The sequence below is a fragment of the Nocardiopsis moroccensis genome (assembly GCF_055763695.1).
Genome location: NZ_CP199747.1, coordinates 4598891 through 4621624 on the forward strand (window position 1 = coordinate 4598891; position 22734 = coordinate 4621624).

Genomic DNA, 22734 nt, shown 5'->3' on the forward strand with positions numbered 1-22734 from the left:
GACGTCCGGTGGGCCGGTCCGCGTCCGCGCCCGGGAGGGGCGCGGGGGGCAGGCCCTAGAGATGCTTGTAGACGTCCTCGAGGCGCAGGCCACGGGCCAGCATCAGAACCTGGAGGTGGTAGAGGAGCTGCGAGATCTCTTCGGCGGCCTGCTCGTCCGACTCGTACTCGGCGGCCATCCAGACCTCGGCGGCCTCCTCGACGACCTTCTTGCCGATGGCATGGACGCCGGCGTCGAGTTGGGCGACGGTCCCGGACCCCTCGGGGCGGGAGCGCGCCTTCTCGGACAGCTCGGCGAACAGCTCTTCGAAGGTCTTCATGGTGTCTTTCCTCGACCGACAGTGCGGTACCAGAGTAGGCGCATCCGACTCCCCGTGACCAACCGGGGACCGGAAGTCTCAGCATTCGAGAGGGCCCGGGGCGCCTCTCAGGCCATTCGGCGGGCGAGCGCGCGCACCAGCGAGCGGGGCAGGACCCGCAGGAGGCCGTCGGCCACCTTGTACTGGCCGCCGGGGACGACCACGGAACGCCCCGCGGCCCAGGCGGTCAGCGAGTCGCGGACGATGCGCTCCTTGGGCACGAAGGCGAACTCCGGCAGCCCCTGGTCCTGGACGCCCCGGGTCATGTCGGTGCGCACGAAGCCGGGCAGGACCACCGTGACGTGGACGCCCTGCCTGCGCACCTCCGCGGCGACGCTCTCGCTCCACAGGGTGACGAACTTCTTGCCCGCGCCGTAGACCGAGCCGCCGGGGTTGGCGGGGACCTCCCCGGCCATCGAGGACACGTTCAGGACGCCGAGCCTGCCCTCGTATCCGGCGGCGCGGCGGGCGATCTGGACGGGCAGCACGGCACGGGCCAGGTGGAGGACGGCGCGGACGTTGAGGTCGATCATGGCGTCGATCTCGCCGGGGTCCTGTTCGGCGAAGGTGCCGCCGTCGCCCCGCCCCGCGTTGTTGACCAACAGGTCGATCGGGGCCGCGTCCCCGGTGCCGTCGGCGGCCAGGCGCTCGGCGACGGAGGTGAGGCCCTCGGGGGTGCCCAGGTCCGCGGCGAGGACCTCGACCCCGTTCCCGAAGCGTTCCCGGAGGTCCTGCGCGAGGTCGGTCAGGAGCTCCTCCCTGCGGGCGACTACGACGAGGTCGTAACCGCGCTGGCCGAGCCTGCGGGCGTACTCCTCACCGATACCGCTGGAGGCCCCGGTGACCAGTGCGGTCCTGGGGCGTTCGGAGGCGGCGGGGACCTTCTCGGTGTCGCTCATACCCCTCAGCGTAGGCTGTCCGGTTCCGGCCGCCGAAGGCCCGAGTGCCCTGGCGGGGGGCTTCGGGGGTGCTGGGTTCCCGTCCGGGCGGTGGTGATGGCCACGCGGTGTTTCCCGGACAAAGGACCGCACGGACTCCCCCGGGCAACACTGAGGCGTTAGCGTTCACTCATGTCCGAGATCCAGAGCCCCGCCGGACCCTTTGCCGCCCTCAGGCTGGACGAGCGTCTGCGTGACACCAGACTCTTCTTCAGCCAGGCGCTGCGTACCTTCCATGCGACGGGTTCCATCGTGCCCAGCAGTGGCGCGCTGGCGCACGCCATGGCACACCACGTCCGTTTCCGCACCGATCCCGACCAGCCCCTGCGCATCCTGGAGGCGGGTGCCGGGACCGGCGCCATCAGCCGCGGGATCGCCGCCGCGATGCGCCCGGGGGACACCGCGGACCTCGTGGAGGCCAACCCCGAGTTCGCGTCCTACGTCGAGAGCCTCCTGGAGAGCGATCCGGTGCTGTCGGCGGTCGCCGACAGTGCCGAGGTACACGCCTGCCTCGTGGACGAGATGGGCACCGACCGCACCTACGACGTGATCGTGTCGGGCCTGCCGTTCGCCAACTTCACCGCTGACCAGGTGAAGGGGATCCTCGACTACTACTTCACGGTGCTCCGCCCCGGCGGCACCCTGTCCTTCTACGGATACCTGTACACCAAGGAGGTCAAGGCGGTGATCGCCCGGCGGGAGGACTACCTGCGCCAGGCGAGGACCAGTTGGCTGGTGCAGGACTGGATCGACCGCTACGGGGTCGGTTCGGAGAAGGTGTTCGCCAACATCCCGCCCGCGTGGGTGCACCACCTGCGCAAACCGGAGTGGGAGTCCTCCAGCTCCTGAGCCGCGGAGCTTCGCCCGCGCGGCGGGACCGCCCCGCCGCCCCGCCGCCCCGCCGCGAACGGATGTTCGCGCCGGGGCGGGGTCCGGTGTGCGCGGGGTGTCCCAACACACGTCGCCCGACGCGGAGCGTACGCCCGGGCCCCGTGGGCGCCGGGAACCACCGTGGAGGCGGTGGCCTGACCGTCCCGTGACCGGCGCAGACCTCTCCCAGTTCCGGACATTCCGTTATTGGTGACCTGCATCACACAAAACTCGTGCCCCACCTGCCGTGGGGCGCGGGTAGTCTCGCGTTGACTTCTGGGGTACCTGACTTTTTCCAGAACAGCCGGAACAACCGGTTCGTCCTCTTGTACGTTAAATGTTTCTTAAGTCTGTTCAAAGTCCCCCGAGGCTCATCCCGCGCCACCATCCCTGGATCTACGTTCGACACACCAAACCTGTCTGAACCGGACCTATGTGCGCGGAGTCCTGAATCTCACCTATTTCCCAGGTCGGCAGTGGACCAGTGGAGGAGGCAACGTGACGCTCACCCAGATGGTCGAGACGGCTCCGGCGGACCCGCAGGGGTCCGACACGACCCTTGAGGCCATGCCCCTCGACGTCCGGCAACGTGTCTCCGCCCTCGCCCGCACCTCGCGCCTGCTGGTGGCCTGCGACTACGACGGCGCCCTCGCCCCGGTCGACTCCGACCGCAGGGGCCCGCTGCCCGAGGCCGTCCGCGCCCTGCGCGACCTCGCGGACCTACCGGGCACCGTGTGCGCGGTCATCTCCGCCCGCCCCCTGCGCGACCTGGCCGCGCTGTCCCGGCTGCCGGCCGAGATCCGCCTCGTGGGCGCCTACGGCACCGAGTTCGACACCGACCTCACCATCGACCCGCACCACTCCGGTACCGGCCCCGACGCCCCGCCCGCGGACAAGGCCGCCGCCCTGGAGCTGCTGCGCGGACAGGTCGAGGCCACCGCGATCCTCTACATCGGCGGCGGCGACGGCGAGGAACCGGTCTTCGCCAACCTCAACGCCGGCGCCGACGCGGGCGTGCGGGTCGGCGAGGAGCCCACCGCCGCCGCGCACCGCGTCCCGGACACCCCGACCGCGGCGACCCTGCTGTCCCTGCTCGCCACCGAACGGCGCTCCTGGGTGTTCGGGGAGCGCCCCACCCCCATCGAGCGCATGTCCATGCTGTCCAACCAGGCCTCCGTGGCCCTGTTGGGCCCGGACGCGCGCCTGTCCTGGTTCTGCCACCCCGAACCGGACTCCAACGCACTCTTCGCCGAGGTCCTCGGCGGCCGCCAGGCGGGCGTCTTCGCGATCGCCCCCGCGCACGGCGGCCTGCCCCTCGGCCAGCGCTACCTGCCCGGCACCATGGCCGTGCGCACCCGCTGGTCACGCCTGGAGGTCACCGACTACCTGGCGCACGGCACCGGCCCCGGCCGCACCGACCTGGTGCGGGTGATCGGCGGCGTCACCCCCGCGACCGTCGAGTTCGCCCCGCGCCCCGACTTCGGCCGCGCACCGATCCGCATCACCGTGGAACCCGAGGGCCTGCGGATCCAGGGCGCCGACTTCCCCATGGTCCTGCGCTCCCCCGGCGTGGAGTGGCACGTGGACCACGACGGCACCGACGACGTCGCCCGCGCCACCGTCCACCCGCGCTCCGAGCGCCCGGTCGTGCTGGAGATGCGCTGCGGCACCGACTCCCTGGCGGTCGGGGAGCACACCGAGGCCGAGCGCCAGGAGCAGGCCGCACGGCACTGGTCGTCCTGGCTGGAGACCCTGGAGCTCCCCCTCACCGAGAAGTCCCTCGCCGCCCGTTCCGCGCTGACCCTGCGCGGCCTGTGCACACCGACCGGCGGTGTGATGGCCGCGGCCACCACCTCCCTGCCCGAGGAGGTCGGCGGCGTCCGTAACTGGGACTACCGCTACTGCTGGCTGCGCGACGGCGCCCTGACCGTCCAGGCCCTGGTCTCACTCGGTTCGACCGCCGAGGCGGAGGCCTTCCTGGACTGGGTGCACCGGGTCGTGGAGTCGCTGCCCGGCCCCGAACTGCTGCGCCCGCTGTACAGCCTGCGCGGTACCGGTCTGGGCCCGGAGGAGGTCATCGAGTCGCTGTCCGGCTACGCGGGTTCACGCCCGGTCCGCATCGGCAACCTCGCCGACCACCAGGTGCAGCTGGACGTGTTCGGCCCCGTCGTCGAACTCGTCGCGCAGCTCGCCGGCGTGCGCGGTGAGCTCTCCGACCGTGACTGGGACCTGGTGAGCGCCATGGCCGAGGCGGTGGCCCGCCACTGGCACGAGCCCGACCACGGCATCTGGGAGGAACGCGACGAGCCCCGCCAGCGCGTCTACTCCAAGGTGATGTGCTGGGTGACGCTGGACCGCGCCCTCGCCCTCGCCGAACGGTACGGCCGCACCGTGGACCCGACCTGGCCGGAACTGCGCGCGCGGATCGCGGAGGAGGTCCTGGAGAAGGGCTGGAACGAGCAGGCCCAGGCCTACACGACCGCCTACGACGGCGTGGACCTGGACGCCGCATCGCTGCACATCGGCCTGTCCGGGATGATCGACCCCTCCGACGAGCGCTTCCAGGCGACCGTCACCGCGGTGGAGGCCGAACTGCGCAGCGGCCCGACCGTCTACCGCTACCACCGCGACGACGGCCTGCCCGGTGGCGAGGGCGGCTTCCACCTGTGCACCACGTGGCTGATCGAGGCGTACCTGCTGACCGGGCGCCGTGCGGAGGCCGAGGAGCTGTTCAAGCACCTGGTGGACTGCGCCGGGCCGACGGGGCTGATCCCGGAGGAGTTCGACCCGGTCACCGAGCGGGCGCTGGGCAACCACCCGCAGGCCTACTCGCACCTGGGCCTGATCCGCTGCGCCCAGCTCCTCGACCGCTTCTAGGACCCGACCGCTCCCGGACCGGGCGCGCGTCCCGCGCCCGGTCCGCAAGACCCCGGTCCCGTCCGACCCTGCCGGTAGGGTTCCGGCACGCTCCGGAACCACGGGAGGGACCCCTCATGTCCGCGACCCTCAGCCGACGCGCGCTCAACCGCGCCACCCTGGGCCGCCAACTCCTGCTGAGCCGCGTGGAGGGGTCGGCGACGGACGTGGTCGGCCGCCTGGCGGGACTCCAGGCGCAGACCACGCACAGCTGGTACGTCGGACTGCAGAGCCGGATGGAGGACCCGGACCCGCACGGGGTGGGGCGGCTGCTCACCGACGGGACCCTGGTCCGGATGCCGCTGATGCGCTCCACCCTGCACCTGGTCTCCGCCGAGGACGCCGGCTGGCTGCGGCCGACCACCCAGGAGGCCGTCGAGCGGGACCTCGCGCACAGCACGCACGGCAGGGCCACCGCCGAGGTGGACCGACAGGCGCTGGTCGCCCTGGGCCGGGAGCTGTTGGAGGAGCGCCCGCTCACCACCAGGGAGCTGGGAGAGCGGCTCGGCGAACGGTGGGAGGGCGTACCCGGGAACCACCTGTCCTACATGGTCCGCTGCCTGCTGCCGGTCGTGCAGGTACCGCCGCGCGGGGTGTGGGGTGCCTCGGGCCCGGCGGCGCTGGCCCCGGCCGACACCTGGACCGGGCGGCCCATGGCGCCCGGACCGGACCGGGAGGCGCTGGTCCTGCGCTACCTGGCGGCCTTCGGCCCGGCGAGCGTGCGGGACGCGCAGGCCTGGTCGGGGCTGACCCGGCTGAAGGGCGTACTGGAGGGCCTGCGCGAACGGCTGGTCTCCTTCCGCGACGAGGAGGGCACGGAACTGTTCGACCTGCCCGACGCCCCGCGTCCCGCGCCGGACACCCCGGCGCCGGTGCGTTTCCTCTACGACTTCGACAACCTGCTGCGCGGCCACGCCGACCGGAGCCGGGTGATCTCCACGGAGAACCTCCGGCGCATCTCGGCGCGCAACGGGATGCCGCCCGCCACGGTGCTCGTCGACGGCGAGGTCGGCGCGGCCTGGCGGGTGGACCGGAGCCGCCGCACGCTCTCCCTCGACGTCACACCCTTCCGCCCGCTGAAAAGCTTGGAAACCGAGGAGATCACCGCGGAGGGAGTTCGTCTTCTCGCCTTTCTCTCCCCAGGTCAGAAAGGCGGAGAGGTCCGTTTCACCGACCCCGCCTGAGTTTTCGTCCGCCCGTTTTGTGCACGTGCGTCCTGACCACGGAGAGCACGGGCGGGTATGACAGGATTCTGGGGTGACTGAAGAGTTCCGCGCCGCGTTCCAACGTGTGCTCGACACCGCCGCCAGCCAGGCACCCGACTTCCCGGAGGCCGTACACGACGTGTTCCGGCTCTCCTCCGAAGTGCCCCGGGAGGAACTCACCATCGCGTTGGAGGCGCTGACTCCGGTCCTCAGCGACTGCGAACCCCACGCGGGCGTCGCGGCCGACCTGTCGGTCCTGGCCGGAGCCCTCGTGGAGTCCGGCGCCCCCGCGGGCCAGGTGGGACTGGAGGTGCTGCGGCAGCTCGGCAGCTACGGCCAGGCCGCCGCGGCCTTCATGCACGCCTGGGAGAAGACCGGCGGCGGGTCGCTGCCCTCCCCGAACGACGCGGGCGAGGCGGAGGAGAAGCGGGTCGAGGAGGTCCTCGGCGACAACGCCCCGCTGGCCACGGCCGGCTGGTGGACCTCCCTGCGGTACGGCCTGGCCGCCAAGGCCATGCTGGGCGACCCCGGGGTGCGCTCGGCGGTGCGCGCGGACCCCGGCGCGCTGAACGAGCTCGGACAGATCGTGCACGCCCTCTCCACCCGGCTGAGCGAGTTCGGCGAGGTGGCGGAACTGCTGCGGATGTCCGAGGTGAGCCGGATACTGGTCCTGGACCGGGCCTCCTGGCGGGGCTTTCGCGTGCGCTTCGACGGCGTGAGCGACAACTTCCAACTGCACACCCTGCTCGCCGACGCCCTCATCGGCAAGGAGGGGCGCCGGCTGCCCGGCACCCGCCCGGACCCCCGCTGGGTCGCCGCCTCCCTGGACGGCCCGGTGGACCCGCTGGCCGACGTGGTGCGCGGCGAGTGGGACCTGGTCGGCGGCGACGGCACCTGGGTCGGGAACGAGGCCTACCCCGGCGACATCCCCCTGGTGGACGGCGAACGGGTCCTGGTCCTGGAACCGCAGTCACTGATGCACTCCTGGCGGGCGGGACGCCGGCACCCGCACATCACGGGCGCCCTCACCGTCCTGGAGGAGCTGCACCCGGACGAGGCCGCCGCGTGGTGGTCGCGGATGCACCCGGCGGGCTCGGTCCGCCACCCGCAGGCCCCGCCGATCGAGAACGAGGACACCGGCGCGCACCGTCGGCCGCCCCGGCACTTCGGGGTGGCCGCGCACTTCGCCGAGGTGGACTCCGGTCCGATGTCGGCGTCGTTCGGCGCCCTCGACCCGACCCTGGACGCACCCGAGCCGGGACTGTCCCAAGCGTTCGAGGACGTAACGATCAGCCCGGGGCCCGCCTCGGCGTCCCCGACAGAACCGCTCGAGGGGTCGGATGAGTCCGACGAGCCCGACGACTTCTCCGTCCCCGCCCCCTGGTCCGCCTTCCCGACCGCTGCCGAACCGGACTCCGACGAGCTGGGGCCGATCGATCCCGTGTCGGCCGGGCCGGACCCGGACGAACCCGCGTGGCGTTCCCCTCGACCGCTCCAGGACCCCGATCCGCTCTCCGCTCCGAACCCGTTCCAGGAACCGGTCCCCTTCCAGGAGCCGGACCCCGTGCGGGAGCCGGACCCCGTGCGGGAGCCGGCCCCGGCACACGCGCCCGACCCCGTCGACGACGGCCTCCCGCCCGGTGCGCGCCTGCTGCCCCCGATGCCGCCAGGGGTCTCCGACAGCAGCACCTGGGCCCCGCACTGGAAGTGGCCGATGCGACCGCCCGAGCGCTGAGGAACCAGGCGGCCCCGGGCCCGGGCGGCCGACACCTGACACTTGTCATGGACCGAGCCACGCGTACCTCACTGCGGTGCGATGACTACGACATCTACCGGGGAACCCCCGGTCGCGGGAGAGTACTGGCATGACCTCGAACACCGCTCCCCGGCACAGCGAACCGGACGCCCCCCGCCCCACTCGGGAGGAGGCCCTCAAGGCCGCCAGGCAGAAGTGGGACCGCGAGGAGGCCGAGCGCGGCAAGGACCAGTGGAAGGGCATGAAGCCCTGGCAGGGCAGCATGAAGCGGCAGGACAAGGTTCTGCTCTGGCTCCTCATCGGTATCCCGGCCTTCTTCCTCCTGACCATGCCGCTGCGTCCGCTCTTCGTCGCGGACCACCCGATCCCCCTGGCGTTCGTCACGGGCAGCCACGCCGCGGTCGGGGCCGCCTCCGCCTTCGCCGGCGTCGGGCAGGGATCGGTGTGGCTCGTGCTCGTCGCCGGCGTGGTCGGCAAGGTGAAGATCGACTGGCTCTTCTGGTGGGTGGGCCGCCGCTGGGGACGCGGCATCGTGCACTTCCTCGTCCCGAGTGAGCGGGGCCGGCGGTTCGCCGAACGCCTGGAGACGATGAACCCGTGGATCATGCGGCTGTTCATCCCGCTGAGCTACCTGCCGGGCGTACCCGGCGGCATCCCGCACGTCATCGCCGGGGTGAGCGGGATGCGCCTGCGCACCTACCTGCTGTTGGACGTGATCGGCGCCCTGATGATCACCTCCGTCGTCGCCTTCGTCGGGTACCACTCGGGGCAGGCCGGGGTGGACGTGGTCCTGCTCGTGGACAGGTACGCCATCTGGCTCACGTTCGCGCTCATCTTCGGTATGGCGGCGATCCCCCTCCGCACCAGCATCAAGGACCAGCGGGAGCGCAGGGCGCGGGCCCTCCGGGAGGCGGCCGAGGCCTACGATGCCGAGACCGCCCGGCTCGCCGCCAGGAGCGAGGGCTCCGCCGGAACCGGGGACTCCGCCGGGGCCGAGAGCGCCCCGGGAGCCCCCGCTGACCTCACCGGGACGGATCACGACCCCGTGACCAGCGAGGACTCCCGAAAGTAGGGTCGCGGGCGCGCATGGTCACGCGCGGAAGCGGGGTCCGCGACTAGGCTGGCGTTCGGCAATCCGACACCCCGGGCAAGCCGGCTGCACTGGGTGCGTCACAAACACACTCAAGGAGATCCCGTCATGGGACAGCAACACTTCGACCTGGTCGTCCTCGGCGCCGGGCCGGGCGGTTACGTCGCCGCGATCCGCGCGACCCAGCTCGGCCTCAAGACCGCCGTCATCGAGGAGAAGTACTGGGGCGGGGTCTGCCTCAACGTGGGCTGCATCCCCTCCAAGGCGCTCCTGCGCAACGCCGAACTCGCCCACCTGTTCCACAACGACGCCGACCTGTTCGGTATCAGGGTGGACGGGACGGTCGAGTTCGACTACGGCAAGGCGTTCAGCCGCAGCCGCGAGGTCGCGGACGGCCGGGTCAAGGGCGTCCACTTCCTGATGAAGAAGAACGGGATCACCGAGCTCAACGGGCGCGGCACCTTCGTCGACGACCACACGGTCGAGGTCAGGGGCGAGGACGGGTCGACCAACACCGTCACGTTCGACAACGCGGTGATCGCCGCCGGGTCGTCCACGAAGCTGATCCCGGGGACCTCCCTGTCCGAGCGGGTCGTCACCTACGAGGAGCAGATCCTCAGCGAGGAGCTCCCCGGAAGCATCATCATCGCGGGCGCGGGCGCCATCGGCGTCGAGTTCGCCTACGTGATGAGCAACTACGGGGTCGATGTCACCATCGTGGAGTTCCTCGACCGGATGGTGCCGATGGAGGACGAGGAGGTCTCCAAGGAGATCGCCCGCGCCTACAAGAAGCTCGGTGTGAAGGTCATGACCTCCACCAGGGTGGAGAAGGTCGAGGACACCGGTTCCGGGGTCAGGGTCACCGTCTCCGACAGCGACGGCAAGGAGCAGGTCCTGGAGGCCGGGAAGCTGCTGCAGGCGATCGGGTTCGAGCCCAACGTCGAGGGCTATGGCCTGGAGCAGGCGGGTGTGGCGCTGACCGAACGGCGCGCCATCGACATCGACTCCCGCGGCCGCACCAGCGTCCCGCACATCTACGCGATCGGCGACGTCACCGCCAAGCTCATGCTGGCGCACACCGCCGAGGCCATGGGGATCGTCGCGGTGGAGACCATCGCGGGCGCCGAGACCCAGGAGATCGACTACCGGTTCATCCCGCGGGCCACCTACTGCCAGCCGCAGATCGCCAGCTTCGGGTACTCCGAGAAGGAGGCCAGGGATGCGGGCTTCGACGTGCAGGTCGCCAAGTTCCCGTTCATGGCCAACGGCAAGGCGCACGGCCTGGGCGACACCCGGGGCTTCGTGAAGATCATCTCCGACGGCAGGTACGGGGAGTTCCTGGGCGCCCACCTGGTCGGTCCGGACGTCACCGAGCTGCTTCCGGAGCTGACCCTGGCCCAGCAGTGGGACCTGACGGTGCACGAGGTGGCACGCAACATCCACGCCCACCCCACCCTCAGCGAAGCGGTCAAGGAAGCCGTGCACGGCCTGGCCGGCCACATGATCAACTTCTGATCCGCTCACGGTCCGCGGGGCCGGTCCCGGGAGCACCCCGGAACCGGTCCCGCAGCCAGGGGACGGGGAGGGCGCCCCGGACCCGCCGGACTTGCTAGGTTTCCCTGTGTCCCCCGCCGGAGCCCCCTCCCACAGCCCGGCGCACCCCGAACCGAAAGCCACCCATGCGCCTGATCCCGTCCACACCCCTTTCATGCCTGGGCACAGCCGTCGCCGCGGTCGTCATCGGCGGTGTCGTCCTCGTCGGCTGCGATGTGGTCGACCTCGACCTGGACCTGAACCTGTCGTCGGGCGACTCGGACTCCCCCGCGGAGGAGGCGAGCGCCGACCCGAGCCCCGAGGACGCGGAGGAGGGCCAGGAGGAGACCGCCTCGTCCTACGGCCTCCCCGAGTCGTGTGAGGCCGCGGGCGCAGCCCAGATCGTCGAGGGCGTGGCCCCGGGGACGGTCCTGACCGAGGAGAGCGGGCCCGTCGAGGGGATCGAGGACGCCGAGCAGCTCTCCTGCACGTTCAGCGAGGGGGGTACCGATCCGGGCACCCCCTCGTTCACCCTCGTGTTCACCTCGGGCGCCGACCCCAGCGCCAACCCGGACGTCGTGCGGGTGCCCGGATCCGAAGCGGAGATGAACTGGGAGGTGGACGTCGACGTGGACGTGGACACCTACCACACGGAGGACTCCGACGACCTCGGCGGCGACCTGGAGTACGTCGGCACCGTGGACGGCTCCAGCCGCCACCTGTACCTGCAGCTGCCCGGTGACTTCCACGTCACCGCGATCGCCTACTTCGACGAGGTCGAGCGCGGCGACCTCGAACGCATCGTCCTCCAGGCCGCCGGCCAGATCCGGAACTAGGACTCCCCGGAACACGGGCCCGGGCCCGGGGAAGCCGCCCCGGGAACCCCGCGAACACGAGGGGCCGCCGACAGCGCGTCGGCGGCCCCTCACCCGGTGGCCGGGCCGGTCCTCGGCCCCGGACCGACGCGAGGCGACGGCCCGGGGAGGACGCTGCTAGTAGTCGACCGGGATCTCCTCGAACTCACCGAACGGGCCGGCGCGCAGGGTCAGCTCCTCCACGTCCACCGGGGGCGCGGGGAAGACCGCGACCAGCTCGTGGGTGTTACCGGGCTGGATCATGTGCACCTCCTCGGCGAAGCTGCTGTAGCGGTTCTCACCGAAGTCCATCTGCGCCACGTAGCGCACCAGTCCGCTCTCCGGCTCGAACAACTGGAAGCCACCGAGCGTGCCCTTGTTGAACTGCTCGGGGCCGCCCGCCACCGTCTCCGAACCGCCCAGCTCGGGGGTGAGGGGTTCGTCGGTGGTGTTGGTCATCGCCACGGTGCCGATGACGTAGGCACCGTCCCGGCGGAGCGGGTAGACCTCCAGGCGCACCCCGCCCTCCTCGCCCTCGGCGACCACGGAGCCCGGGTCGTCGCTGTAGGGCGCGGGCCAGGTGACGTTGCGCTGGGCCACGCCCAGGCCGTCGTCGTCGTACTCCTCCTCCTCGGTCGCCTCGACCGTGGGGTTGAAGACGTAGGAGAACTCGACCCGGCGGTTGCGGGCGCGCGCCTGCTCGTCGTCGGGACCGCCCTCGCGCGCGATGGGCTCGCGCTTGCCCCGCCCCTCGACCTCCAGGCTGTAGTCGGTGCCGAGTTCCTCCGCGAGCAGGTCGCGCACGGACTCGGCGCGCTCCACCGACAGGTTGTCGTTGTAGGCGTCGTCCCCGATGCCGTCCGTGTGGCCGATGACGGTGATGGTGGGGTCGTCGGGGTCGACGTTGTCCGCCAGCGTGGTGGCAGCGCGCCGCACCACGTCGGCCGCGCTCTCGGTCAGGTCCGAGCGGTCGAACTCGAACATCACGTCCGAGTGCAGCGAGATGATCTCGCGGTCGCCGTCACGGGTGGTGGAGGCGACCTCGGAGTCGACGAAGCTCTGCACCCACCCCTCGTCGGCCTGTGCGTCCTCGTCGGGGGCCCGGTTGGCGAAGGTGAGGTTCTCGCCTCGTCCGGGCGGGTTGTCGAGGGTGAGGTGGTCCGGTCCGTTGGGGTTCTCCGGGGCCTCCCGCTCGGCCTCCACGTCCTGGACCGGGATGCCGGTCATGGCGCCCAGGCCGCTGCCGACGAAGGTCACCTGCGCGACCTCGTCGGGGATGCGCGGGAAGTAGCGGGTGTACTCGTTGGTGACCCCGTCGTGCACGGGGTAGAGGCCGTCCCCGTTCGGGCTCTCCGAGCCGTACTTGAGGCCTTCCCCGTCGAGGAACTGCCGGTACACCCGGCCGGTGAGCGGGTCGACGAGGGTGTGCGCCATGCTCAGGTTCCGGTTGGGCCCGGTGAAGTCGTCCAGGTAGGTGACCTCGTAGTGCATGACCGTGTACTCGTCGGTCCGTTCCAGGCCGGTGATCGAGAAACGCATCTCGGCGTCCTGACCGGTGTCCTGGAAGATGCGACCCTCACGGACGTAGGGGAACTCCTCCCTGACCTCCGGCGGACCCGACGCGTCGCCGAAGGTCTCGGACCACCAGTCGGACACGGGGGTACAGCCGCTGAGCAGGAGGCTGCCCGAGACCATGAGCGCGACCACGGTGAGGGGCGTCTTCCGCGCCATGTGGGGGAACTCCGATCGTTGAGGAGACGTACGGGCAACATCCTGCAGCACTCGTGGGGCCGAACCGACCACAGCGTCCCGGTAGGACCGCCGTCGACCGCCCTGGCCAGGGGTGATCCCTATGGGGGATTCTTCGGTTACCGGCACCTGCCGAAACGGGTGAGTCGAGCACCGCACAACGGGCATCAGGCACGTAGAGTTACAGTTCTGTTACCCAGGGAGATCCCTCGGAGGCGTGACGATGCGCAAGACCACCCTCGCCTCGGCCGCGGCGGCCCTCGTGCTGGTTCTGGCTGCCTGCGGCGGCGGTGACCGGGACCAGACCGGGCAGGGGGCCGCCCGGGAAACCCCGCAGGAGGCTTCGGCCGACGTCGGGGGCACGGCGGAGCCCTTCGGCCCCGGATGCTCGGACTTCCCCGGCGAGGGATCGGGAAGCTTCGACGAGATGGCCGGGCACCCGTTCGCCACGGCCATCGCCGACAGCCCGGTCCTGGGCAATCTGTCCGAGGCCCTGGAGCGGGCCGGACTCAGCGAGGACCTGGACGCGGCCGAGGGGCTCACCGTGTTCGCACCCACCGACGACGCCTTCGACATGTATCCGGACGGGGAGATGGACGAAATCCTCGGGAACCCGGAGGGCCTGGCGTACGTGCTCAACCAGCACGTGATCGAGGGACGGGTCCCGACCGAGGAACTGGACGAGGGCGTGTTCGACTCCCGCAACGGCGGACTGCTGCGCGCCACCGCCTCGGACGGCGAGTACACCGTCAACGGCTACGCGCCCGTGGTCTGCGGTGACGTCCGGACCGCCAACGCCACGGTCCACGTGGTGGGCATGCTCCTCCTCCCCTCCTGAGCGGTGCCCCGCAGAGACCGTCCGGCACCCGTCCGAAGCCCGCTGGAAGAGGAACCGAAAAAAATGCCCGGTCCACCAATCCGTTCCCGCACCGGCCCCGAATGCCCCACGTGAACACCAGGACACGTGGGGAACAGAACCGGTCACACGGCGGACGACGAACGGCTGTCGGTGTGGTCATCGGCCTGCTGGTCGTCGCAACGGCGCTCGGTTTCGGCGAACTCGCCGCCGGGCTCCTGCGCGCGACCTCTCCCGTGGTCACGGTCGGCGACGCGCTCGTCGACAACAGTCCCCCGTTCCTCATGGAGTGGGCGATCTCGCTCTTCGGTACGGCCGACAAGGCCGTCCTGATCACCGGAGTGCTGGTCATCCTCGTGTTGGTCGGGGCGGTGCTCGGTGTCGTGGCTCTGCGCCGCCCCCTGGTGGGGTACGCGGGACTGCTGGTGTTCGCGGCGGCGGGGCTCGCCGCCGTCGTCCTCCGCCGTGCCGACGACCTGGGGGCGGCTTCGGCCGTGGTCGTCGGTACGGCGGCGGCAGCCGTGGCCCTCGCCCTCCTGCTGAGGAAGGGGCGAGCCCTCACCGGGCCGGGGAGCGACACCGAAGCAGGGACCGGGGAGGATGACGTCCACGGGACCACGCAGGGGACCGGCCCCGTGGGTAGGCAAGGGGAGGCCGAGCCGTCGGCGGACGCGGAGGGCGCCACGGCCGCCGCGCCCGCTCCAGGACCGGACCGCGGACCGGGCAGGCGCGGTTTCGTCCTCACCGCGGCGGGGGTCCTCGCCGCCGCCGGATCCGCCGGCGCCCTCGGACGCTGGCTGCCCTCCCTGACGTCCGGTGCGGGTTCCCGGGCCGAACTGGCCCTGCCCGCACCCGCCTCGGCCCTGCCCCCGCTGCCGGCCGGCACCGACCTCGGCATCCCCGGGCTGGCCCGTTTCACCACCCCGAACAAGGACTTCTACCGGATCGACACCGCGCTGACCATCCCGCGGCTGGACTCCACCCGGTGGACGCTGCGCGTGCACGGCATGGTGGACCGGCCCTTCGAGATCGACATGGACGAACTGCTGTCCCGTCCGCTCGTCGAGGCGGACATCACCCTGGCCTGCGTGTCCAACCAGGTCGGCGGGGACCTGGTGAGCAACACCCGGTGGCTCGGTTTCCCCCTCGCCGACCTCCTGCGCGAGGCCGGGGTCCGGTCCGGCGCCGACCAGATCCTCAGCACCTCCAGCGACGGCTGGACCTGCGGAACCCCCACCGAGGTCGTCATGGACGGCCGCGACGCGCTCCTTGCGATCGGCATGGGCGGCGAACCCCTCCCCCACGTCAACGGCTACCCCGCGCGGATGGTGGTGCCCGGTCTGTACGGATTCGTCAGCGCCACCAAGTGGGTCACCGACATCAAACTCACCCGCTTCGCCGACGAACAGGCCTACTGGGCCCAGCGCGGCTGGGGGGTGCGGGCACCGGTCAAGACCATGTCCAGGGTCGACGTGCCCGCCCCGCTCGGCCGGGTCGACTCCGGCGAGGTCGTGCTGGCCGGGGTCGCCTGGGCCCAGCACCGCGGGATCGACGCGGTGGAGGTGCGGGTGGACGACGGCGACTGGTGGGAGGCCGAGCTCGCCGCCGTCCCCGGGATCGACACCTGGATCCAGTGGGTCGCCGAGACCACCCTCGACCCCGGCAACCACTCCGTCCAGGTCCGGGCCACCGACTCCACCGGGTTCACCCAGCCCGCCGAACGGGTGGACCCGACCCCCGACGGCGCCACCGGCCGGCACCGCATCCAGTTCACGGCGACCTGAGGCCCGGCCCCCGGGCCGCCGGAGAGAACACCAGCCCAACAGACCATCACGGACAGCAACAAACCGGACACGAAATAGTAATGACAAGGGAGATAACAATGATCCGCAAGAGCGCGCTCACCACCACCGCCGCGGCCGCCGCCCTCGCCTTCGGCCTGACCGCCTGTGGCGGCATGGACGACAGCGGTGCCGAGGAGAACACCGAGACCGGTAGCGCCGAGGAGACCGAGGGCACCGGCATGGACGAGGGTATGGACGAGAGCACCCAGACCGCGGGCGAGAACTTCGGCCCGGGCTGCGCCGAGGTGCCCGAGGACGGTGACGGCAGCTTCGAGGGCATGGCCCAGGACCCGGTCGCCACCGCGGCGTCCAACAACCCGCTGCTGTCCACGCTGGTCACGGCCGTGGGCGAGGCGGACCTGGTCGACACGCTGAACTCGGCCGAGGACATCACCGTCTTCGCGCCCACCAATGACGCGTTCGACAAGATCCCCGAGGAGGACCTGAACGCCCTCCTCGAGGACCAGGAGCAGCTCACCGAGGTGCTGACCTACCACGTGGTCGAGGGCGAGCAGGCTCCCGACGCGCTGGAGGACGGCACGTTCACCTCGCTCCAGGGCGACGACGTCACCACGGAGGGCTCCGGCGAGGAGTTCACGGTGAACGGCAACTCGAAGGTGGTCTGCGGCAACGTCCAGACCTCCAACGCGACCGTCTACATCGTCGACACGGTCCTGATGCCCTCCTAGTGGGAGGCTGTTCCGGCCTGAGGCCCCCGGGCGGTCCGAGCGTTGACGCCGGGCCGTCCGGGTCCCGGTCCGGGACCCGGGGGCGGCGTCCGCGCCGCCCCTTCCGAACGAAGAGCCGTACCCCCGATACGAGAAGGGTTCAGATGGACAGGGCAGCAGCGGTACCGCGGGAGGCGGCCGATGCCGTTCCACCTGGGCTGGAGGAGCTGCTGCTCCTGGTCGCACGCGGCGACGAACGGGCCTTCGGCCGGGTCTACGACCTGATCAGCCCGTCCGTCTACGGTCTGGTGCGCCGTATCCTGCGCGATCCGGCCCAGTCGGAGGAGGTCGCCCAGGAGGTCATGGTCGAGGTGTGGCGCAGTGCCTGCCGCTACGACGCCCGCAGGGGGAGCCCGCAGGCCTGGGTGATGACCCTCGCCCACCGCAGGGCGGTGGACCGGGTGCGCTCGGAGCAGGCCAACAGCGACCGCGAGGCCAGGGCGGCCGCCGCGGGCACCGAGCGCCCCTACGACGAGGTGGCCGAGGAGGCCACCAACAGGCTCGAACGAGAACGGGTGCGCCGATGTCTGGACACCCTGACCGAACTCCAGGAGCAGTCGGTGCGGCTGGCCTTCTACGGCGGGTACTCCTACCGTGAGGTGGCCAAGCTGCTGTCCGCGCCCCTGGGAACCATCAAGACGCGCATGCGTGACGGACTGATCAGGCTACGGGACTGTTTGGGGGTGGAATGGTGAGAAGGACGCTCAACCAGGACCTGCACACGCTGTCGGGCGCCTACGCGCTGAACGCCCTCACCCCGACCGAGAGCGTCCGTTTCGAGGACCATCTCGCCGACTGCGACTCCTGCGTACAGGAGGTCCGGGGTTTCACCGAGACCTCCGCCCTGCTGGCGTCGGCAACCGCCCAGACGCCCCCCGCCGAGCTGCGGGAGCGGGTGCTGGAGGAGGTATCGCGGACCCGTCAACTCGCCCCGGCGCCCGAACGCCTGCCCGAGCCCCGGCGGCGCGGCTGGCCCTGGGCTCTCGGACTGGCCCTGGCCGCCTGCCTGGCCGCGGTCCTGGCCCTGGGTGCGCTGGTGGTCGAACAGCGCCGTCAGGTGGACGAGCTCCGGGCCAACGAACAGCAGATCGCCGCGGTGATCTCGGCGCCGGACGCGGTCTCCACCAGCGCCCAGCCCATGGAGGGCGTGAACGTCACAGTCGTGCACTCGGAGAGTCTGGGCAACCTGGTGTTCAGCGCGCACGGCCTGGAACAGCTGCACGACGAGGACTACCAGCTCTGGCTGACCCGGGACGACGGCACCGTGTACTCGGCCGGCCTGATCTCCGTTGACGACTCGGGGTTCGTGCTGCCGGTGCTCGCGGAGCCGGACGAGCTGACCGAGGGCGTCGCGGTGACCATCGAGCCCGAGGGCGGTTCGCAGCAGCCCACCACCGAGCCGGTGATGGCGATGCCGGTCACGGGCTGACCCGCCGACCCGAGAGTTCCCTCCTGCGGCCCCGCCCCTCGGCGGGGCCGCTCCGTTTCCGGGGCCGGGCCGCGGTCAGGGCACCGCGATCTCCTCCGGCCGGGGCAGGTCCCGCGTGGTGGGGCCGAGCGTGAACAGGGCGGCCAGCGCCGACACGACCGCCATCATCAAAAAGACCGGGGACGGCCCGGCCAGGTCGAAGACGATCCCCACGGTGAGGATCCCGACCGGCTGGGACAGCAGGGACATGAACGTCACCGCGCCGAGCGCCCGCCCCTGGTGGTGGTCGGGCACGGAGGTCGCGACGTAGCCGTAGAACACCGCGTTCACACACGGAACCGCGGCGAACACACAGCCCGCGATCAGCCCGAGCGAGAGCACGCCCGGGGCGGCCAGGAGCGCCAGCGCGCACACGGGGGCGAGCCAGGCGGTGAAGAGCAGGATCACCGTGGGCCGCACCCAGCGCACGACGATCCCCGCGACCAGGGCACCGACCAGACCGCCGGTCCCCGCCAGGGAGACGGTCAGGCCGACCACGAGGTTGTCGGCCCCCCGGTCGTCGGCCGTGGCGATGAGCGCCAGGAACACCCCGGTCTGGGTGAAGGCGACGTTGAAACCGACGATCCACAGCATCATCGGCCGCAGGATCGGGTGCCTGGCCAGCAGGGCGAAGCCGCTCACCGAGCCGCGCAGGCTCCACCGCTCCGGCTCGGCCGGGCGGTCGGCCTGCATGGGTCTGCGGATACGCAGGATCAGGACCGCGGACAGCAGGTAGAAGAAGGCTTCGCCCAGGAAGGGGAAGGCACGGCCCAGACTGAAGAGGAACCCGGCGACGGGTGCGCCGAGGGCGGTCGTGGTGAAGAAGCGGATCTGGTTCTGCGCGGCCGCGTCGGCCATCTGCGACGGCGGCACGAGCTGTTTGACCGCGGCCATGGCGACCGGGTTGGAGACCCCCATCAGCGCCGAGGACACCACCGCCACACAGACCACCAGGGGGACCGTCGCGTAGCCGCCGAACAGCGCGGCGGCGAAGGAGACGAGGAGGACCAGACGGCCGAGATCGCAGACCAGCAGTACGGTGCGCCGGTCGACCCGGTCGGCGAGTGCCCCGCCGAGCACCGCCGTGACCATGGCGGTGGCCACCTGGGCGGCGCCGACGGCTCCGGCCTGGGCCGCCGACCCGGCCAGCAGCAGCATGAGGAGCGGGTAGGCGACCTCGCCGCTCTCCTTGCCCAGGCCGGCGAGGAAGCGGCTCGTCCACAGGGCCTGGAAGTCCTGGTTGCGCAGGAGGGGTGCGGCCGCGGCCGCAGCGTCCACCGGCGGGGCCGGGAGCGGGTGCGGCTTTCGCCGTTCCATCGTCATGGCGTGTGGGCCCCCGTCGTGTTCCCCGAGGGGGTCGGGACGGCCCGGGATCCCGCTCCGGGCGTCGGTCCTGTCGCCCCCGGCACGGTGTGCATGCGGTTCGCGGGCGTCAGGTGCGGAATGCGGAAAGCACGAAGGAGGGTGTTTCGGGGGGTGGGTTGCTCATGTCGCCATTATGCGCCTGTTGTGGGCATCAGCGAGCTTTTGAGTAAGTATGTGGCACCTATTCAGGGAAATGGCCACTATCGGCCTCATGTGCACCGTCCGGGGCTTCGTGCGTCCCGCGACCGGCGGCGCCCTCCGGAAGGTGCCACCGCTCCGGAGGGCGCCGTACCGGGTTCTGCCCGCGACCGGACCGTGCGGTCCGCGGCCTAGTCGTGCAGGAGCTCCTCGGCCCGGCGGCCGGGGAGGTGCCCCTGGGCCGCGGCCTCGATCGTCCACGGCGTGCGTTCGACGTAGGCGACCACGAAGGCCACGAGCAGCGACCCTCCGGCGATCAGCGCGTAGGAGGCGGTCCACCCGCCGGTGAGTTCACCGAGGAGGCCGAACAGCAGCGGACCGCCCAGTGCGATACCGCTGCCCGCGCCCTGGACGAACCCGGAGAGGGCGGCGGCGCCCTGCGGGGTGGCGCTCCGCGCGTTGATCATGGTCATGGTGACCACGAACAGGCTGGTGCCCAGGCCGAGGAAGAGGGCCCACACCGGAACGAACTGCGGCGCCAGGGCCACCCCGAGGTAGCCGACCGCGTAGCCGCCCAGCCCCAGGGCGACGATCGGGAAGGTGTTGGCCGCCCGGAGGGTGACGGTGGGCGCGACGAGGCCGAACAACAGGCTGGTGCCGACCATCAGCGAGACCATGCTCCCGGCCATGGCCGCGCTGTGCCCGGCGTCGGTGAGCAGGGCGGGGAGCCACGTGAACATCGTGAAGACGTTCCAGGTGACCATGCCGAACAGCAGCGCCATCCGCCAGGCCATGCCCACCCGCCAGATCGGACGGGCCAGGGCCGCCCCACCGGAGGGGGCGGAGGCGCGGGGTGCGCTGGACCCGGACCCGGCCCACTGGAAGGTCCACAGCACGGCCGCGGCCAGGGCCAGGAGGGACCAGGCCCCCAGGGCCACCCGCCAGCCGGCGACCTCGGCCAGGGGGACGGCGACCAGGGGCGGGAAGAGGGCGCCGATGTGGATGGCGACCATCTGAACGGTGCTCAGGGCGGCCAGCCGGTCCGGGAAGTACTGCTTGATGAGCGGAGGCAGCACGACGTTGCCCAGGGCGGCGCCGGTGAGCGCGACCCCGGTGAGCAGCAGCAGGGTTCCGGTGTCGGGCGCGAAGGCGCGCAGGACCTGGCCCGCGCCTGCCAGCAGCATGCTGAGCGCGGCCGTGGCCTCGGGCCCCAGGCGGCGCATGATCGCGGGGGTGACCAGGCCGAAGACCGCGAAGGCGATCAGCGGCAGGGTGCCGAAGACGCCGACGACGGTGGCGGCGAAGCCGAACTCCGCCCCCACCGTGGTCAACAGCGGGGACAGCGAGGTGACCACGAGGCGCAGGTTGAGCGCCGCGCAGACGATGGCGACCAGGGCCAGGATGCGGCCCCGTAGTTCCGGGCGTACCGACGATCGGTCGGTGACGGCCACGACAGAGGAAGGTCTCATGGTGAAGGACGTCCCTTTGTGTTGCGGTGGTGCGGCGTTGCACCAGAGCGGGGCCGACCGGCGGGCGACACTGCCGTCCAGGGAAGGGTCTCTTCCTGGCGAGCCAAATACGACCTTTTCGCTTAAATGTTACGCATGCTCCGGAGTCAAACACAACAACCCGTATTAAGTACGGGTAAACTGCGATCATGGCTGATCTTGACGAACTAGATACGGCGATCCTGGCCGAACTCCAGTCAGACGCACGAAAAACCAACCGCGACGTGGCCGCGGCGGTGGGCGCATCGCCCACGACCACGCTGGACAGGACCCGTGCACTGCGGGAGAAGGGTGTGATTCGGGGCTCACTGCTGGACGTGGACCTCGAACTCATCGGCCGTCCGGTCCAGGCGCTCATCACCGTGAGTGTGGTGAAGCCCTCCCGGCACAACATCGAGGCCTTCCGCGACTGGGTCCGGTCCCTGCCGGACACCCTGTCGGTCTTCGTCACCTCCGGGAACGAGGACTTCCTGGTGCACGTGGCCCTGCCGGACAACAACAGCCTGTACGCCTTCGTCGTGGACAAGCTGACCGAACGCCCCGAGGTCGCCGACGTGCGCGCCTCGATCGTCTACGAACACCTGCGCAACAACCGGATCGCCCCGGCCAACGCCCGGGCCCACCGCCGCCACCACTGACCCGGTGCCCCCGGGGCGGTCCGGGCCCGGCTCGGGGGCTAGCCTTGCGGCGCCACCCGCCCCCTCCCCGAGACACCCGATGACCCCATCCATCGTCACCGCGGTCCTGGTCGCGGCACTGCTCCACGCGACGTGGAACGCGATCGCGCACGCGATCACCGACCGCCTGCTCGGTTTCGCACTGATCGGCCTCGGCGGGATGCTCGCGACCGCGCCACTGCTGTTCGTGGTCGGAACGCCGCCGCCCGAGGCCTGGCCGCTCCTGATCGGCTCCCTGGCCGCCCACCTGCTGTACCTGACCCTGCTGATGCTGTCCTACCGGACCGGTGACTTCGGCCAGGTCTACCCGCTGGCGCGGGGAACGGCACCCTGGGTGGTCGCCCTCGTCGGCGCGGTCCTGTTCGGTGAGACGCTGCCGCCGACGGAACTCGCCGGGGTCCTGATCGTCTCCGCCGGACTGATGGTCCTGGTGTTCGCGGGCGGCCTGCCCCGAAGACACCACCTGCCCGCACTCCTGGCCGCCTTCGCGACCGGCCTGGCCATCGCCGCGTACACCGTGGTGGACGCCTACGGTGTACGCCTGACCCGGAACCCGGTCGGCTACATCACCTGGATCATGATGCTCCAGGGGCCCGTGTTCCTCCTGGTCGCACTGGCCACCCGACGCCGGAGACTGGTCGAGCAGCTCCGTCCGATCTGGAAGGTCGGCCTGGTGGGCGGCGCGGTCAGCGCCGGCGCCTACGGCCTGGTCCTGTGGGCCCAACTGTCGGGCGCGGTCGCGGGGATCGCGGCGCTCCGGGAGACCAGCATCGTGTTCGCGGCACTGATCGGTCTGGTGTTCTTCCGGGAGCGCTTCGGTCCGGCCCGGATCACCGCCGCCGCCGTGGTCGTGACCGGGGTTCTCCTGCTGTCCCTCTGAG

The 22734-nt window shown here is 71.3% G+C and carries 19 protein-coding genes; 14 read left to right on the top strand and 5 right to left on the bottom strand.

Annotated elements, in window-relative coordinates; genetic code table 11:
- Positions 1-55 precede the first annotated feature (55 nt).
- Together ACUKCB_RS20295 and ACUKCB_RS20300 are read right to left on the bottom strand one after the other, a co-directional pair.
- Positions 56-319, bottom strand: a complete 264-nt coding sequence (locus ACUKCB_RS20295) for a phosphoribosyl-ATP diphosphatase (protein ID WP_014913038.1) — start codon at positions 317-319, stop codon at positions 56-58.
- Positions 320-426: 107 nt separating this feature from the next.
- Positions 427-1257, bottom strand: a complete 831-nt coding sequence (locus ACUKCB_RS20300) for an SDR family NAD(P)-dependent oxidoreductase (protein WP_473037178.1) — start codon at positions 1255-1257, stop codon at positions 427-429.
- Positions 1258-1428: 171 nt separating this feature from the next.
- Between ACUKCB_RS20300 and ACUKCB_RS20305 the strand changes: the two genes are divergently transcribed.
- The 7 genes from ACUKCB_RS20305 to ACUKCB_RS20335 all read left to right on the top strand — a co-directional run bounded on the left by ACUKCB_RS20305 (position 1429) and on the right by ACUKCB_RS20335 (position 11502).
- Complete coding sequence (locus ACUKCB_RS20305; RefSeq protein ID WP_473037179.1) at positions 1429-2145, top strand: class I SAM-dependent methyltransferase; 717 nt, start codon at positions 1429-1431, stop codon at positions 2143-2145.
- Positions 2146-2664: 519 nt separating this feature from the next.
- Positions 2665-5043 (top strand): trehalase-like domain-containing protein, encoded by a 2379-nt coding sequence (locus tag ACUKCB_RS20310; RefSeq protein ID WP_473037180.1) that lies wholly within the window; start codon positions 2665-2667, stop codon positions 5041-5043.
- A 116-nt stretch (positions 5044-5159) separates the two neighbouring features.
- Positions 5160-6266: a winged helix DNA-binding domain-containing protein gene (locus ACUKCB_RS20315; protein ID WP_473037181.1), complete on the top strand. Its 1107-nt coding sequence runs from the start codon at positions 5160-5162 to the stop codon at positions 6264-6266.
- A 73-nt stretch (positions 6267-6339) separates the two neighbouring features.
- Entirely contained in the window at positions 6340-8022 is a 1683-nt protein-coding gene (locus ACUKCB_RS20320) for a hypothetical protein (protein WP_473037182.1), read from the top strand.
- A 130-nt stretch (positions 8023-8152) separates the two neighbouring features.
- Positions 8153-9115 (top strand): DedA family protein, encoded by a 963-nt coding sequence (locus tag ACUKCB_RS20325; protein WP_473037183.1) that lies wholly within the window; start codon positions 8153-8155, stop codon positions 9113-9115.
- Positions 9116-9241: 126 nt separating this feature from the next.
- Positions 9242-10648, top strand: a complete 1407-nt coding sequence (lpdA, locus tag ACUKCB_RS20330; RefSeq protein ID WP_473037184.1) for a dihydrolipoyl dehydrogenase — start codon at positions 9242-9244, stop codon at positions 10646-10648.
- Positions 10649-10812: 164 nt separating this feature from the next.
- Entirely contained in the window at positions 10813-11502 is a 690-nt protein-coding gene (locus ACUKCB_RS20335) for a hypothetical protein (RefSeq protein WP_473037185.1), read from the top strand.
- A gap of 156 nt (positions 11503-11658) precedes the next feature.
- Here the strand turns inward: ACUKCB_RS20335 and ACUKCB_RS20340 are convergent, their stop codons facing one another.
- Positions 11659-13251, bottom strand: coding sequence for an OmpA family protein (locus ACUKCB_RS20340; RefSeq protein WP_473037186.1), 1593 nt, complete (start codon positions 13249-13251; stop codon positions 11659-11661).
- Between the two features lie 241 nt (positions 13252-13492).
- On the opposite strand from ACUKCB_RS20340, the gene ACUKCB_RS20345 reads away from it, so the two are divergent.
- From ACUKCB_RS20345 to ACUKCB_RS20365, 5 genes are all read left to right on the top strand, one after another.
- On the top strand, positions 13493-14107 hold the full coding sequence (locus ACUKCB_RS20345; protein ID WP_473037187.1) for a fasciclin domain-containing protein: 615 nt from the start codon (positions 13493-13495) through the stop codon (positions 14105-14107).
- A 101-nt stretch (positions 14108-14208) separates the two neighbouring features.
- Entirely contained in the window at positions 14209-15909 is a 1701-nt protein-coding gene (locus tag ACUKCB_RS20350) for a molybdopterin-dependent oxidoreductase (RefSeq protein WP_473037188.1), read from the top strand.
- Positions 15910-16007: 98 nt separating this feature from the next.
- Positions 16008-16658, top strand: a complete 651-nt coding sequence (locus ACUKCB_RS20355) for a fasciclin domain-containing protein (protein ID WP_473037189.1) — start codon at positions 16008-16010, stop codon at positions 16656-16658.
- A gap of 143 nt (positions 16659-16801) precedes the next feature.
- On the top strand, positions 16802-17392 hold the full coding sequence (gene sigK / locus ACUKCB_RS20360) for an ECF RNA polymerase sigma factor SigK (protein ID WP_452540257.1): 591 nt from the start codon (positions 16802-16804) through the stop codon (positions 17390-17392).
- A complete protein-coding gene (locus ACUKCB_RS20365) occupies positions 17386-18126 on the top strand; it encodes an anti-sigma factor (RefSeq protein ID WP_473037190.1) in 741 nt (246 codons plus the stop codon). Before sigK ends, ACUKCB_RS20365 begins: the two co-directional genes overlap by 7 nt.
- A gap of 75 nt (positions 18127-18201) precedes the next feature.
- On the opposite strand, the gene ACUKCB_RS20370 is transcribed toward ACUKCB_RS20365, so the two are convergent.
- Both ACUKCB_RS20370 and ACUKCB_RS20375 read right to left on the bottom strand, forming a co-directional pair.
- Positions 18202-19488 (bottom strand): MFS transporter, encoded by a 1287-nt coding sequence (locus ACUKCB_RS20370; RefSeq protein ID WP_473037191.1) that lies wholly within the window; start codon positions 19486-19488, stop codon positions 18202-18204.
- 371 nt (positions 19489-19859) lie between these two features.
- Positions 19860-21137, bottom strand: a complete 1278-nt coding sequence (locus ACUKCB_RS20375; RefSeq protein WP_473037192.1) for an MFS transporter — start codon at positions 21135-21137, stop codon at positions 19860-19862.
- A gap of 188 nt (positions 21138-21325) precedes the next feature.
- On the opposite strand from ACUKCB_RS20375, the gene ACUKCB_RS20380 reads away from it, so the two are divergent.
- Both ACUKCB_RS20380 and ACUKCB_RS20385 read left to right on the top strand, forming a co-directional pair.
- On the top strand, positions 21326-21814 hold the full coding sequence (locus tag ACUKCB_RS20380) for an Lrp/AsnC family transcriptional regulator (RefSeq protein ID WP_473037193.1): 489 nt from the start codon (positions 21326-21328) through the stop codon (positions 21812-21814).
- Positions 21815-21893: 79 nt separating this feature from the next.
- Positions 21894-22733, top strand: a complete 840-nt coding sequence (locus ACUKCB_RS20385; protein WP_473037194.1) for an EamA family transporter — start codon at positions 21894-21896, stop codon at positions 22731-22733.
- The last annotated feature ends 1 nt before the right edge of the window (position 22734 follow it).